This window comes from Ancylothrix sp. D3o (genome assembly GCF_025370775.1).
In the GTDB taxonomy this organism is placed as follows: Bacteria; Cyanobacteriota; Cyanobacteriia; order Cyanobacteriales; family Oscillatoriaceae; genus Ancylothrix.
Genome location: NZ_JAMXEX010000033.1, coordinates 15,020 through 28,805 on the forward strand (window position 1 = coordinate 15,020; position 13,786 = coordinate 28,805).

The window sequence follows — 13,786 nt, forward strand, 5'->3', positions numbered from 1 at the left end:
GCTGGTTGTTTGCTGCTAAAAGCATTTACTTGGGGAGGCCTATTTCAAAAGCGCAACTGATGTGGTGGCAAAAAAAAGCCCCTTGCTTGTAACTGGGGGCGATCATTTTAAGTTCTAGTAACAGCGTAATACGAATTTCAGCAAAACTTACCTGGGATTACTTCTTATGGAGCAACAAGAAAAAAGTTGGCTGTTTCGGTGCAAGGTCTGTCGACGTTTGATTATAACTACAACCAGTGAGCCTAAAACCCCACATAGGTGCATGATTAATGAAAAAGTCGTGCAAAGCTTTGGGCAGCCTGAACTACTCACCAGTGGGCCTGCCAATCCAATTGGGGATTTGGCCATCACCCTGAACCAAGAAGGACCCAACCCGGAGCGCAAAGGAATTTAAACCGACCTCTTCACCTCGATTTTTCGTGCTTAAGACTATAGAGGTGAATGTCGTTTCAGCCCAAACCCCAGTGAGCTTACCCTAGCTTCACTTTCATTGGTTATTTCTTTATTAGGAGTAGCTTATGACATTTAGTTTCTGTTTGCAAGAGATCAATTGCCCAGACCAAATCGTTCACGAGTCTTTTAGCCGTTTGGCTCCAGACCGTTGGATGCCAGAGGACAAAGGAAGCCGCACCCGTCGGCTATCTCGTGTGAAAACATCAGAGAGCATGGAATTGACCTGGATCAACAACGGTGAATTCTACCAATCTCCAAAGGTGAATAAAGTCAATGGCGGCATCCAGAGAAAGTACCAGCCGCTTGAAGAGGAAGTCGCCAATTCCAAGTGGCTGCAAACGCTTATTTGGCAGATGAGTACCATTTTGGAACTTTCTCTTGGAACGCTGTTTGAGATCCATCAATTTCGCGTACCTTGTTCGCCTTATACCTTTGGATATCCAGCACCAGAAGGGCGGCATCAGGACGGACGTCGATATGTGGCAATTGTTCACATCCACCAAGAAAACATAACAGGTGCGGTAACACAGCTTTTTAAATCCGGTGATAGGGAAGAACGACCTTTTTTGGAACTCAGTCTACAACCAGGAAACCTGCTGGTGTTTAACGACGAGCGTTACTTCCACTTTACAACTCCATTTCAAGCTGCCTCACGAGATGGTTGCGGTTTCCGCGATGTCTTTATCTTAACTGTACCCAACCTGGATTAAGAATTTGTGGAAGCTTCGAGAAAATTCGCCCCTACGACGGGTTAGTAGGGGCAGTTCTTTCCCAAACTGAAACTTACAAAACCCACCTTGTTCCCTTTTTTACCTAAATATTTGGAGTCTGTATGACTATTGAAAGAAACGACCATTCTTCCCCAAATTCCAACTACAACCCAAAAGCAATAGAGGAAAAGTGGCAAAAGACTTGGCCAGAACAAGGCATAGACCAAACGCCTACCGAGACAGACAAGCCCAAATTCTATGCGCTGTCGATGTTTCCCTATCCATCGGGCAACCTGCATATGGGCCATGTCCGCAACTACACTATCACGGATGCGATCGCGCGAGTACACCGAATGCAGGGATATCGGGTATTGCATCCGATGGGATGGGATGCGTTTGGACTCCCAGCAGAAAACGCCGCCATCAAAAACAAAACCCATCCGGCGAAGTGGACTTATAACAATATCGCGCAAATGCGAGCGGAATTAAAGCGTTTGGGTTTATCCTACGATTGGAATTGCGAACTTGCCACTTGTTCCCCCGACTATTACAAATGGACGCAGTGGATATTCTTGCAATTTCTCCAAGCAGGATTAGCATATCAAAAAGAAGCTGCCGTTAACTGGGACCCCATCGACCAAACCGTATTAGCAAATGAACAAGTCGATAGCGAAGGTCGTTCTTGGCGTTCCGGCGCAATAGTTGAAAAGAAAAAATTGCGTCAATGGTTCCTCAAAATCACCGACTACGCCGAAGAATTACTTAAAGATTTAGATAAGTTAACAGGTTGGCCGGAAAGAGTAAAGTTAATGCAGGCGAACTGGATTGGTAAATCTGTCGGCGCTTATTTAGAATTTCCAATTGTCGGAATGGATGAAAAAATAGGCGTGTTTACCACTCGTCCCGATACCGTTTATGGCGTTACTTACGTGGTACTTGCCCCGGAACATCCATTAACACCAAAAGTTACTACACCGGAACGTCAAGAAGAAGTTAAAACTTTCATTAAAGAAGTTGCCAATCAAAGCGAATTGGAACGTACCGCCGAAGATAAACCAAAACGCGGTATTCCCACTGGCGGTAAAGCAATCAATCCCTTTACTGGTGAAGAAATTCCGATTTGGATTACCGATTACGTCTTGTTCGAGTATGGCACGGGCGCGGTAATGGGCGTACCCGCACATGATGGGCGGGATTTCAAATTTGCTAACGAACAAAATCTGCCGATTAAAGTAGTAATTGTTCCTCCTGAAAATGAGGACTTAAATCTTCACTACGAACTGGAAGAAGCATATACCCACCCTGGAATTATGGTTAATTCCGGTGAGTTTAATGGCAGTAATTCTACAGAAGCAAAACAGGCAATTATTGAATATGCAGAAGAAAAAGGTTTCGGCAAAGCGCGAGTGCAATATCGCCTCCGAGATTGGTTGATTTCCCGTCAAAGATATTGGGGTGCGCCAATTCCAGTTATTCACTGTCCGAAGTGCGGGATAGTACCAGTTCCCGAACAAGATTTGCCCGTCCAATTGCCAGAAAATGTCGAATTTACTGGTCGCGGCGCTTCGCCTTTGGCACAAGTGGAAAGTTGGGTAAACGTACCTTGTCCTAGTTGCGGTACGCCTGCGAAAAGAGAAACCGATACGATGGATACATTCATCGATTCATCGTGGTATTACTTGCGTTTTTGCGATGCCAGAAACGCGGGAAAAGTGTTCGATTCTGCGAAAACAAATGATTGGATGCCTGTCGATCAATATGTGGGTGGCATCGAACACGCAATCCTACACTTATTATATTCTCGTTTCTTTACCAAGGTGTTGCGAGACAGAGGTTTGCTCAATTTTGACGAACCTTTCCAACGCTTGTTAACTCAAGGTATGGTGCAAGGATTAACTTACACCAATCCCCAAAAATCCGGTAATGCCAAATATATTCCTTCTAATTTGGTAAATCCCAACGATCCGAAAGACCCGGAAACTGGGGAACCGTTGGAAGTATCTTATCAAACGATGTCCAAATCTAAATACAATGGCGTCGCACCGGAACAAGTAATTAATAAATACGGTGCCGATACCGCCCGGATGTTTGTCTTGTTCAAAGCGCCACCGGAGAAAGATTTGGAATGGGATGAGGCGGATGTAGAAGGACAATTCCGCTTCTTAAATCGCGTTTGGCGTTTGATAACTGATTTTGTGAATAATCACTCATCAGCTAAGGTAGATAAATCCAAACTCGAAAATCCGGAATCGAAAAAAGAGAAGGATTTGCGTCACGCCATTCACACAGCAATTAAGGAAGTTACCGATGATTTAGAAAGCGACTATCAATTCAATACGGCAATTTCTGAATTGATGAAATTGAGTAACGCCCTCACTGATACCGATTGCAAAAATTCGGCAATTTATACGGAAGGTATTCATACTTTGATTCTGATGTTAGCGCCGTTTGCGCCGCATATTGCCGAAGAATTGTGGCAGCTAATTGGTAATAATGAATCTGTTCATAAAGCAAGTTGGCCTAAATGCGATCCTGCTGCGTTAGTTACCGATGAAATTACGTTGGTAATTCAAATTAACGGCAAAGTTCGCGGGACGATTGAAGTGCCCTCTCAAAGCAATCCAGAAGAACTAAAAAAGTACGCTAGAGAATCAAAAGTTATCCAGCGCTTTATCAATGGCAAGCAGATTAAAAAAGTAATTTGTGTGCCAAAAAGAAAGGTGGTGAACTTTGTGATTGAGTAGGCTCGATTTGCCTTCCTGATTCGGAACCAGAATAGAACCTGCTGATAGCATATATTCTTAAAAGTATGGATAAATGCTATCAGCAATCACTAGCAAGTCATTTTTTGAAGGAGAGATTTAAGATGGAAGCTAAATTTTGCAATTTAGATTATGGTTATGTAGGATTTCAGAAATATGGCTCTCCGCTGATTACCTTTACCAGTGGAAAAACAAGCGATCCCAAAATTACTATTACTGCCGGCATCCATCCTGATGAGGCTGTTGGACTATTTGTTTTATCTCCCCTGATTAAATATCTCAAATCCCTTGATTATATCCAAGGAACTATTCACATAATTCCTGGAGGTAATTCTCCGGCTCATTTGGAGGCTAAACGAGTATCTTCTCTTGATTTTCAAGATCTCAATCGTGTTGCAAAAGGAAATCAATATGGTTCCTTTACAGAACGGATAGGCTGGGTTTTATTTAACTTTATTCGCCAATGTGACTTTGCTATACAATTGCATGACTTTGAAATGCAAACTCCACTTACGGGCGTATATATGAACGCCGGAAACTTTGAAGTTAGAAGAAAGACACTGGAGGCACTTCATATTTTTTCACCTGAAATGATTTGGGCGATTGATACGTCTTCCACCCAAGATTTTACCTACCAAAAAACAATCGATATGGCTTTAGCAGAGGAGGGAGTTCCTAACTTCCCTATTGAGACAACGCAACTACCATTTTTAACGAATGAAGAGATTAACCAAACAGTACAAGGCATCCTTAGAGTGATTGCTTCTTTAGGCATCATCCCTCCGCTGCCTATGTCAAACTTAACCATTCCTCCTGCTTTTACTAGACATGAATTCAAATCCAATCACGCAGGATTGTGGCATCCTTACGTTTCCTTAATGCAACCAATTCAAGAGGGAACAAAAATTGGAAAATTAATAGTTTTTCCAAGCTTTGAAGAGCAAATAATACACGCAGGCTCTTCAGGAACTCTAATTCAATTTCGTAACAAGCAAGTCGTGCATCCAGGTATGAGCCTTTTCAGTCTAGGTTCTCCTGCCGAACATTTCATTGCTAAAGCTATAGAAGTAACGAAGTATCAATAAAGACTAGATTTATTGGTTACTCGGCTTCACAAGAGGTGTCTGCTACAACTTATAGAAATGAAACCTGCACTCGGCCACCGATTTTATCTATGCAGCCATTTTCCCACCTTGGTCGTTTATGAGACAACTACCGATTTCAGAGGGAGGACAAAACGAAATGTTGGAATCAAATACAAAGTTACCATCTGAGAAAAAGAACTTGCTCAAAAAGTGCAAAGACCTAATTTTCACTGACCACAGCGAGCTTTATGGTCGTAATTACGTCACAGAAGAGGTCGAAGAAGCGTCCAAAATCACGGTGATTGCCATTAACGTCAGCAGTGGCATTGACGGTGTGAGTATCTTCCCCTTACTCCTGTACTCGTTCAAAGACATGGGTCCTATTGGAATCCTTCCTGCCCTCCTGCTGGCTTTGGCCCAAACAAAATTTACTAATGCTATGGGCCGTGCGGTAGCCACTCGTAAACCAGGGAACCGAGTATGGTCTACCTTGGCCACTGTTTCGATGTTGGCCATGAATATCATTATGTCCCTTACTTCTTTGGTAGCGCCAGAGCTCTCACTCAACCAAACTCACTTAGCAGAACTGAAAGCAGAAGAGTTAGCGAACGAGCAGGAGATAAAAGTTAATCGCGTGCAACCTGATTTAAGAGCAGTTAATGATGCAGAAGGCAAATGTAAAGAGTTTCAAGAGAAGGCAGCGGCTTATCCTGAAGGCAGCCCAGCCCGAAACGATTATTTTATAAAAGCCAATGGTTTGTACCAAGAAAAAAACCGCGATTGGAGATCAGTATTGGTTGAAGACGGTCAAGCCAAAGTTCCTTTCTGCCCTTTAGCAAAGCTTCTACGAGAAGATGCTTTAAAAGTATCTCAAGCTGCTAAAGCTGACTGGGAAAGCAAAAAAGCACAAATTGTCCAATCAGCCAGCTATATCGTGGGAATTAAACAAGTCATGCCGGCTCTTTATGAACAACACTTCGATAGCAGCGGACAATTAATTTCTGGCACGGAAGCGACTCGTTTAGCTATACAAAGTACGACAACGAAGTTGATGACGGGGAATTGGAATGGTTTGGGCTTCAGTCTTCTCTTCTTCGCTACCTCAGTGATTACTTCTGCTGGTGCTTGCACGTTAGCTATCGCCCACTCTTTCCGTGAAGACATTCAAATGAGCTTTGATGAATCTCTCCAAATAAAACTTGATGAATTTTTGGAAGATAACTAGAAAAAAGCGGCTTGTACCCAATTTTTAGTTGGGTACATTCCCACCCAATGAAAAAAACAATCGGGAGGCATTGTTATGAACGGCAATTTTTCTGAAGATATCCAACCGGAAAATGTTATCCCTCTCCACAGCCCTTCTAAAACTAACATTGATGAAAAGCCATACATTGATAGCCCTTCTAAAACCAACACTGATGAAAAGCCATACATCGAGCGTACCAAAGTTGAGGAATATTTCGGCACAGGTAAATGTGACGATCCAAAACTAAAAAAAATCCTCAAACTTTTCTATGCCGGTGAGCAAGTATTATCACCTAAAAGGGCAAAACGGCTAACTAAAGCGGTGGATGATGCAGTAAGAGATATCGAGGAATCAGCTTCTTCTTTGGCAAAGTTGACCAAATTGTTAGAGAATTCCTTGGCCAACCACCAAAGCGACAGCCATCAAACAACTAGCGAATTTAAACAACAGATGGAGTTGGAGCAAAAAAATCTTACTCAGGGAATTCATCGCCTCTTAAATATGGCTCAGAAGTATGCTAAATCTCTGGGAAAAATCAGTGAGGCACAAAAAGTTAACCAAAATCGTTACCAAAAGCTAGTCGATGACATCACTTACATTCATCGATTTTTAGTTGAGCAAGCCCATACATCCTTAGTCGATTTTGAGGTAAGCCTTCATCCAAAAGCTTATTTTCGTCGCTGGGATTATTTGGATGTATTGCCTGGTTACTGTAGAGAATTAGCCAATCTTACTCGCCGCAGCATTTTTGAAAAAGTTCCGGGCACAGCATCTGACGATATCTAAAACTTAAACTTCAATGGAGATGGATTATGTTGTACAAAATCCCCAAAATATTTGCAACCATTTTAGGTATTAATTCAGCCCCGACCCTGCCTAAAATTTCTAACGTGAAACGTATTAGGAATAAAGAATTTCATCAACGTTATGAAAGGGGTACAAGAGATTTCCAGAATTTTACCTTCGAGAATGTGGATTTACGAGGAATTAATCTGCGGGGAATTGATTTACGCAATTCGGATTTAAGAATGGTTGAGTTACATACAGATGTCCGATTGCAAGGTGCTGACTTAAGTGGGGTAATACTTAGTGGCATAAATTTACAGGGGGTTGACCTCAGTAACGCTAATTTATATGAAGCGGTACTGGTGGGGACTGATTTAAGAGGAGCAAATCTAAATGGAGCGAACCTGAGTAAGGCCAATTTGAGCTATGCCAATTTTTACCATGCCTTCTTAGTAGGGGCTGAATTGCCTGATGCTCAGTTGTACGCTGCTGACTTGAGCAAAGCTGACTTAAAAGGGGCTAATCTCAGTCGTGCAAACCTGAGTCGGGCTAATCTAACATGGGCCGACTTAAGTTGTACCAATTTAACTGAAACTGACCTGACAATGGCAAATCTGAGCTACGCTGATTTGGAAGGTTCTAACCCGGAACTTGCCCACACGCTTTTTACTACTCTTACAGGTGTGCGGTTGCCTGAAAATGTTTTTGTTGGGAGGGTTAAAACTTAGTGCTCGTCAATAACCTGAAAAAGTTAATCTTTTAATTGCTGAGATAAAAAGTTAGCTGTTTCAGGTCATAAGGCTGCACAAATGAGCTCGTTCTAGGAAATTATCGGTGCGAGCTCATTTGGGAAAAGGAACTGTTGATTCACTATCTGTTGGTTTACGGAACAAAACATGAACCAAAAAAAAACCTTATTTGCTGCTCAAGTGAGAAACATATTAAAAGTTTTATTTGTGTAAGGCTTTGAGCTAATTAAAGTAAAAAATATAGCGGATTCTGTACTTTCTGGACATACTCTTGTAAACCTTTTTTCGCTATAATATACATCCCTTAAACAATTATATTTATAGCACTACACCCATACATTAGGACAATTCGGAACGGCAGTAGCCACGCACTCGGGCGACCGTTTGAAATTCTTTTAATCTCTCTTTCATCCATGTTTTTTAAACAGCCGACCATTTTTCAATTTTATTCAAATCAGGAGAATATGGGGTAAAGTACCATAAATTATATCCGGCTTATTCGACCATTTCTGTGATAATTTTCCCTTTATGAAAGCTGGCATCAATAATAATCTGTCCTGGTTCGAGTACCAGGGCAAACGCATCTTCTCAATAAAGAGTGGTTTTAGCACAATAACTCGGCTTTATAGTTGTTTATTGCGAACAGTCTTTCCGCCTGTAGCGCTTTTGTCTCTACTCAAACGCTATATATGGGAATTTATAAATTAGATGCGTTTACCCTGGTTCGAGTACAGGAAGTAAACAATACTTTAACCAGAATCTCAATAAATATTTATTGCATGATCCTTCAAATGTCGCCGCGTGAGATGGCTAAGATTAGATTTCACCAGTCTTATCTATTGCTTGTCGTACTTTTTCAACCTGCTTTGGCGCTTCCATCTCTCTGAATAGTCGAATTGCATTATTAAAATTTTCTAGGCTTTTACTTATATCACCCATCTCTTGATAAGTTAATCCAAGTTGATAGTAAGAGTCTGCTAAGTCACATTTAGCACCAATTTCGTGATTAATTTTTATCGATTCTTCATGCAGGCTAATAGCTTGATTGAAATCCTTATTATATCTATTAAAACAGGCTTGCGTTTTCAACCGATAACGTTTCATTCCCGGGTCAAAATATTTAATTTTATTTTCTAAAAAATTCGTCAATTCTAAAACTTTAGCTGCTTTTCCTAGATCATCCTCTAATAAATAGAAGTCACAGAGAAAGTATTGTGCAATACATTGGCTTGTATAGTCTTGTATGTTCTGGAAAATCTTAATAGATTGTTTAATGTTATTAATAGCTTCTCTAGGATTGCCCAGTTCCATTTGGCAGCAAGCTATTAAAGCAAAAGCATCTCCTTCATCCCTTAAGTAACGTCTGCCTGTTTGTTGAGACAACATAAGTACCTTCTGATAATGTTTAATCGCTATTTCATATTCAGCTAATATAAAATATATATCACCAATAATATTTAATGTTTTATATTCACAACCCCCATCATCTTCATCTATTCCTTTTAATTTGTTTACTTCTTCTAAGGCTTGGTGGCAATAAATAAGAGCTAAAGAAATATTACCTAATTTAGCATGAGCTTTCCCAAGCCAACTTATAGTATGAGCATAATAGTAAATGGAGGTACTTTTAAACAATTCTTTTGCTTGTTCTAGGTATTGGATTGACTGCGTATAGTCACCAATTGAGTACAAAGAGGCACCAATTATCCCCACTCTTTGTCCCTCATCTGCCATATTTAATAGTCTTCCTTTTAATGAGTTTAAGGTATCAATTAAATATTGAGAATAGCCCCAAAATCTTAACTGTTGCCTTATTTTAATACTAGGATCTCCAAAACTTACGGGTGTTTCCAGAAGCTTAAACGCACTCGGCCAGTCAATGATGCTACAGTAATGATGGAAAGCTTCACAAATTCTCATTCCATCTTCCCAAGACTTAATTTCGTATTTATTGCTTAACCATTTTTCAGCCGCTTTCCGGTGTGCATTTTCCCAATTACCACTTTCTTTTAATCTACTAATAGCCTCTGCTCTAATTAGCGGATGTAGCCAATATTCTCCTTTATTAAACTCCACTAATGACCGATTTTGCAAGGATTTAATTACCAATCGCTTCTCTCCTTCTGGCACATCCCACAACAAACATAATAATCCTTTAATCGGAACAGCGGGCATATCCTGATAGCGATAGCATCCCAAGCGGCAGAGAAGTTTATAAGCGTTTAAGTCAAGTCCTTGTAAGCGGTTAAACTGACTGGTGACTAAATTTTTTAAGTCAGTCTCAATTAGAGGATCACAACTATTCTCCTGCCAATAAGCAATCATATCCCCACCAAAATCTTCTCGAATGGCACCGCAAAGGATACCCATTGCTTTTGCATTACCCCCATAAACTTTGTGCATCGCTTTTAGGGTTAACATATCTATATTAATATGGCGCTCAGTAAAAAACTGTTGCCACGCTTTTTCATCTAATCCCGGTAATACATAACGTTCAACAGTTATATCAGGTTCGCACAGGCGTTCACGACTGGTTATTAACGTCCCAGACTGCACAGTTGGATGGGTTAACATTCGCAATAATTCGACATAGTTACGGTGGGGTTCAATAAACTTCCCTTGACCATCCAAAGCCGGCTCTAAGTTATCAATTAAAACGCCTATTTTCCGAGTTTGAAGTTGCCGTTTTAGCCGTTCTAAGGATACCCAAAGATCTCGCCCTGGTTCTTCCTCTAAGTCTTGTTTCAGCCATCCTTCAATGACACTTTCTACAGAGCGGATATTTTCTTTTTCCTTAGCCATCCGAAGTTCTAAGACTAACTCAAATCCTTGAGTATGGAGAAATTGTTCTGCCAACGTTGTCTTCCCAATTCCTCCTGCTGCTTGGATGAGTATGATTTTTGAGCCTTGACGTATAAGGGTGTTAAGAGATGCGATGGCGTTTTCACGTCCCACAAAACTCAGGTTTGACAGGCAAGGAGTCTCCATCGTAGTTGACACTACTGGTAACTCTGTTTCCTGATTTTGGCTCAGTTCAGCAACCTGTTTCCAATTAACCCCTACCGCCTCACAAATTCCTCTAAAGGCGGAGCCATCTATTCGTTTCCTCTGCCAGAACCGCTTCAAGGTAGCCTGTGTGGTGTTGGCACGTCTCCACCACTCTAAAGTAGTAGTTTGCTTCCAACCTTTTTTTCTTCCGGCATCTTTAATAATTTGTAAACCCTTTTCAGAAGCTCTTAAGTAATCTTCCATGCTTGAGCCTTACTCATCTGCTTGCTAAATTTTAGGCTCACTCTGGTTCAGTAACAAGGGTAGTGAGCCTGAATGAGCTACAAAAATATGAGCCTGAGTTAGCCGCCACGCTTCTTTTCCCCTGACACCATAGAAACTGTCGGAGGTCAAGTTGGCCAAGTCAACTTACTTCTACGGTTCCATAAACTACCTAAACAGGAGTTAGTGTTCAATGTCTGAATCAATGGATAGCAAAGCTGGATCCCCAAACAAAGAGAATGGCTATGTGGAAAAAGGTGCGAAAGAGCCGACTCGTGCAGCACAAGCAGCCATTTCTCAATTAGCAGCCTACGCCTCACAAAGTGGTCAGGGCAACTCCTCTGGCTCCTCGTCTTCTGGTGACGGCGACGATAGCTAATTCAATTTCCTCCTACATTGAAAAGGAGGGCAAGTATTGCCCTCCTGCTTAGACAATAGTTAGGTATCTGCAATCGCCATTACTAAAATTTGATTACTTTCTCGCAGTTCAGGTAGAGATTTATATACCCGTTGAAGCAAACATTAATTTAAGATTTGGACGGTTATAAAAAAGATCTTTGTTAATTTTATTACCCAATTAAAATTGAGAACAAGTTAGCGAATATTTAGATGGTTACTAGCGGGCGCAAGCGTATGAACTTGACAAAGAAAATGACGCTAGTGCCGGAACAATAAATCTATATTCTTGTTCAAGCGGTAATTTATAGAGTTGATACGCGATACCGAAAACCTGTTTGTTCAGAAAAAGATCAAATTCTCCTGCTACTCCCTACATAGGAACTCTGCTTTCTATTCTTGTTTAATTTTTGTTAATTCAATTTTTGGAGGGTATTTTCATGGAAAGCCGTTGGATTATTATACCGATTTTGTTATGTATTTTAGTTATGAATTCTCCTTCGGTTATGTCTCAGTACAATCTCAAGAACTCCAGATTGGATGAAACTCAACCAACTTGCTGCTCGAAGGATGAAAACTGTATTTTCTGCCCTCATTAATTCACGATTAAAATTGGTGGTTACATAAATAATAGAACCAATGTTATGCGGTTGGCAAATCTGTCAACGTTGGGGATGTAAAGAAGCTGATGAATATTCAGGCATCGGTGGAGATTAAGACGCTGGTGGATGTTGAGGGCCGATGTATTTGCGAGAGGGTTGATACGGCGGATCTTATTAAACCGATGGCGGCTGTAGGGCTGGTGAAGGTTCAGATGCCTGGGATTTAAAGTAGCAGGTGGATGCACAACCAGCCTGCGAAATCATCAGCAAGCTAGTGTGACGACTCACCGACCTAAAAAGCCGGTGAGTATGTCAATCTAGCTTGCCTTCTCTACGCTGTCCAGCAACGCAGCGACTTAGAAAGTAGTGAAATGAGCGCTGGTGATGTTGCTAGATTGGACACCAGTTAAAATGGCCAAAAGTTCGTTACTCTCGGCAATACGGATGAGGGTGTCAGAGGAAGATGCGCCCGTGCCCTGGGTAATCGTTAGTTGTGCAAAGGTTAGTTCATCAGTGAGGGCGATCGCATCTTTATTGCCGCCAGTAGCAGTAAAGTCAAGAATCGTATCCACGCCTTCACCTCGTGCGAGAACGAAGGTATCTTTGCCAGCGCCTCCGATAAGGGTGTCGTTGCCAGCACCACCGATGAGGGTGTCGTTGTTGTTGCCGCCATCGAGACTGTCGTCACCGGCATCCCCAGAGAGGAAATCGCTGCCAGATTGTCCTGTCAGCGTGTCCCCATCCTGTCCACCCCAGAGGGAATCATTGTTAGCACCGCCGTCAAGGAAGTCTTTGCCGGCATTGCCGTAAAGTTGGTCATTGCCGTTGTCCCCAGTCAGGGTATCGTCACCGTCGCCCCCGAATACAGTGTCGTCGCCGATACCTGCATTGAGGAGATCATTGCCTGCACCTCCTAAAATTTGGTCGTTGCCAGAACCACCAGTAAGGGTATCGTTGCCGCTGCCTCCCGTGAGAGTATCTGCTGCTGAGCCACCAGTGAGTTTAACGGGTGGTTCAGTGACAGGTGGAGTAGTTGGCGTGGTAACGGGTGGCGTGGTGGTATCTACCGGGGTTACTGGAGGGTTAACTGGTGGTGTAGTGGTATCTACTGGAGTATTAACAGGCGGTGTGTTGGTATCTACCGGAGTAGCTGGAGTATTAACAGGCGGTGTATTGGTATCTACCGGGGTAGCTGGAGTATTAACAGGCGGTGTGCCGGTATCTACTGGTGCAGTTGGAGTGTTAACCGGCGGGGTGTTCGTATCTACCGGCTTAGTTGGAGTGTTAACCGGCGGTGTGTTGGGATTTGCCGCAGGCTCGGAGACTGGTGTACTCGGATTTGCCGGAATCCCGTCAGGTTTTGGCGTGGTGGTATCTGTCGGGGCAGAAGCCGGATCAATAACTGGTGGTGTGCTAACAGGTGCGGGAGTTCCGTCAACAACTGGCGGCATGGCGGTCGTTGGCGCTGGGCTGTTGGTGGAAACCGGGGTTTTTGTGGTTTCGGGGCTGCTGTTTGGTGTTGGTGTGGGATTCGCAACGGGCGTGCTGCTGGTGGAAAGGGGTGCTGGGGTGGCACTCTCTGCTGCTGGTTCTTCTGGTAAAGCCGGTAGTTCGGGAATGTTGATTTCGGAGATAACAGCAACTTTTGGCGGAGTGGGGATAGAGGTGATTTGGATGCCTTTGAGGATGGCGAGGAGTTCCCCAGTTTTGATGTAGTTGACGAGGGT

10 protein-coding genes and 2 pseudogenes are annotated in these 13,786 nt (G+C 42.5%); 9 read left to right on the forward strand and 3 right to left on the reverse strand.

Features of this window, described 5'->3' with window-relative positions; all coding sequences use genetic code 11:
* Positions 1–166: 166 nt before the first annotated feature.
* From NG798_RS24590 to NG798_RS24620, 7 genes are all read left to right on the forward strand, one after another.
* A complete protein-coding gene (locus NG798_RS24590; protein WP_261226359.1) occupies positions 167–394 on the forward strand; it encodes a hypothetical protein in 228 nt (75 codons plus the stop codon).
* A 124-nt stretch (positions 395–518) separates the two neighbouring features.
* Positions 519–1,163, forward strand: a complete 645-nt coding sequence (locus NG798_RS24595; RefSeq protein ID WP_261226360.1) for a 2OG-Fe dioxygenase family protein — start codon at positions 519–521, stop codon at positions 1,161–1,163.
* Between the two features lie 122 nt (positions 1,164–1,285).
* A complete protein-coding gene (gene leuS / locus NG798_RS24600; protein ID WP_261226361.1) occupies positions 1,286–3,907 on the forward strand; it encodes a leucine--tRNA ligase in 2,622 nt (873 codons plus the stop codon).
* 122 nt (positions 3,908–4,029) lie between these two features.
* The gene (locus tag NG798_RS24605) at positions 4,030–5,010 is read left to right on the forward strand and encodes a succinylglutamate desuccinylase/aspartoacylase family protein (protein WP_261226362.1); all 981 of its coding nucleotides are present in this window, start codon (positions 4,030–4,032) and stop codon (positions 5,008–5,010) included.
* 157 nt (positions 5,011–5,167) lie between these two features.
* The gene (locus NG798_RS24610; protein WP_261226363.1) at positions 5,168–6,235 is read left to right on the forward strand and encodes a hypothetical protein; all 1,068 of its coding nucleotides are present in this window, start codon (positions 5,168–5,170) and stop codon (positions 6,233–6,235) included.
* Between the two features lie 75 nt (positions 6,236–6,310).
* The gene (locus tag NG798_RS24615) at positions 6,311–7,042 is read left to right on the forward strand and encodes a hypothetical protein (protein WP_261226364.1); all 732 of its coding nucleotides are present in this window, start codon (positions 6,311–6,313) and stop codon (positions 7,040–7,042) included.
* 26 nt (positions 7,043–7,068) lie between these two features.
* Entirely contained in the window at positions 7,069–7,770 is a 702-nt protein-coding gene (locus NG798_RS24620; RefSeq protein WP_261226365.1) for a pentapeptide repeat-containing protein, read from the forward strand.
* Positions 7,771–8,211: 441 nt separating this feature from the next.
* Here the strand turns inward: NG798_RS24620 and NG798_RS28280 are convergent.
* Together NG798_RS28280 and NG798_RS24625 are read right to left on the reverse strand one after the other, a co-directional pair.
* A pseudogene (locus NG798_RS28280) lies at positions 8,212–8,383 on the reverse strand (transposase); the annotation flags it as partial.
* 224 nt (positions 8,384–8,607) lie between these two features.
* A complete protein-coding gene (locus NG798_RS24625) occupies positions 8,608–11,043 on the reverse strand; it encodes a tetratricopeptide repeat protein (protein WP_261226366.1) in 2,436 nt (811 codons plus the stop codon).
* Between the two features lie 211 nt (positions 11,044–11,254).
* Between NG798_RS24625 and NG798_RS24630 the strand changes: the two genes are divergently transcribed.
* Together NG798_RS24630 and NG798_RS24635 are read left to right on the forward strand one after the other, a co-directional pair.
* On the forward strand, positions 11,255–11,440 hold the full coding sequence (locus NG798_RS24630; RefSeq protein ID WP_261226367.1) for a hypothetical protein: 186 nt from the start codon (positions 11,255–11,257) through the stop codon (positions 11,438–11,440).
* 705 nt (positions 11,441–12,145) lie between these two features.
* On the forward strand, positions 12,146–12,286 hold the full coding sequence (locus tag NG798_RS24635; RefSeq protein ID WP_261226368.1) for a hypothetical protein: 141 nt from the start codon (positions 12,146–12,148) through the stop codon (positions 12,284–12,286).
* A gap of 129 nt (positions 12,287–12,415) precedes the next feature.
* On the opposite strand, the pseudogene NG798_RS24640 reads toward NG798_RS24635, so the two are convergent.
* A pseudogene (locus NG798_RS24640) lies at positions 12,416–13,786 on the reverse strand (hypothetical protein); the annotation flags it as partial.

What these genes read in the sequence shown, in the direction of transcription:
- NG798_RS24590 (WP_261226359.1), top strand. Translation starts at nt 167, where the DNA reads ATGGAGCAACAAGAAAAAAGTTGGCTGTTTCGGTGCAAGGTCTGTCGA.
- NG798_RS24595 (WP_261226360.1), top strand. Translation starts at nt 519, where the DNA reads ATGACATTTAGTTTCTGTTTGCAAGAGATCAATTGCCCAGACCAAATC.
- leuS (WP_261226361.1), top strand. Translation starts at nt 1,286, where the DNA reads ATGACTATTGAAAGAAACGACCATTCTTCCCCAAATTCCAACTACAAC.
- NG798_RS24605 (WP_261226362.1), top strand. Translation starts at nt 4,030, where the DNA reads ATGGAAGCTAAATTTTGCAATTTAGATTATGGTTATGTAGGATTTCAG.
- NG798_RS24610 (WP_261226363.1), top strand. Translation starts at nt 5,168, where the DNA reads ATGTTGGAATCAAATACAAAGTTACCATCTGAGAAAAAGAACTTGCTC.
- NG798_RS24615 (WP_261226364.1), top strand. Translation starts at nt 6,311, where the DNA reads ATGAACGGCAATTTTTCTGAAGATATCCAACCGGAAAATGTTATCCCT.
- NG798_RS24620 (WP_261226365.1), top strand. Translation starts at nt 7,069, where the DNA reads ATGTTGTACAAAATCCCCAAAATATTTGCAACCATTTTAGGTATTAAT.
- NG798_RS24625 (WP_261226366.1), bottom strand. Translation starts at nt 11,043, where the DNA reads ATGGAAGATTACTTAAGAGCTTCTGAAAAGGGTTTACAAATTATTAAA.
- NG798_RS24630 (WP_261226367.1), top strand. Translation starts at nt 11,255, where the DNA reads ATGTCTGAATCAATGGATAGCAAAGCTGGATCCCCAAACAAAGAGAAT.
- NG798_RS24635 (WP_261226368.1), top strand. Translation starts at nt 12,146, where the DNA reads ATGAATATTCAGGCATCGGTGGAGATTAAGACGCTGGTGGATGTTGAG.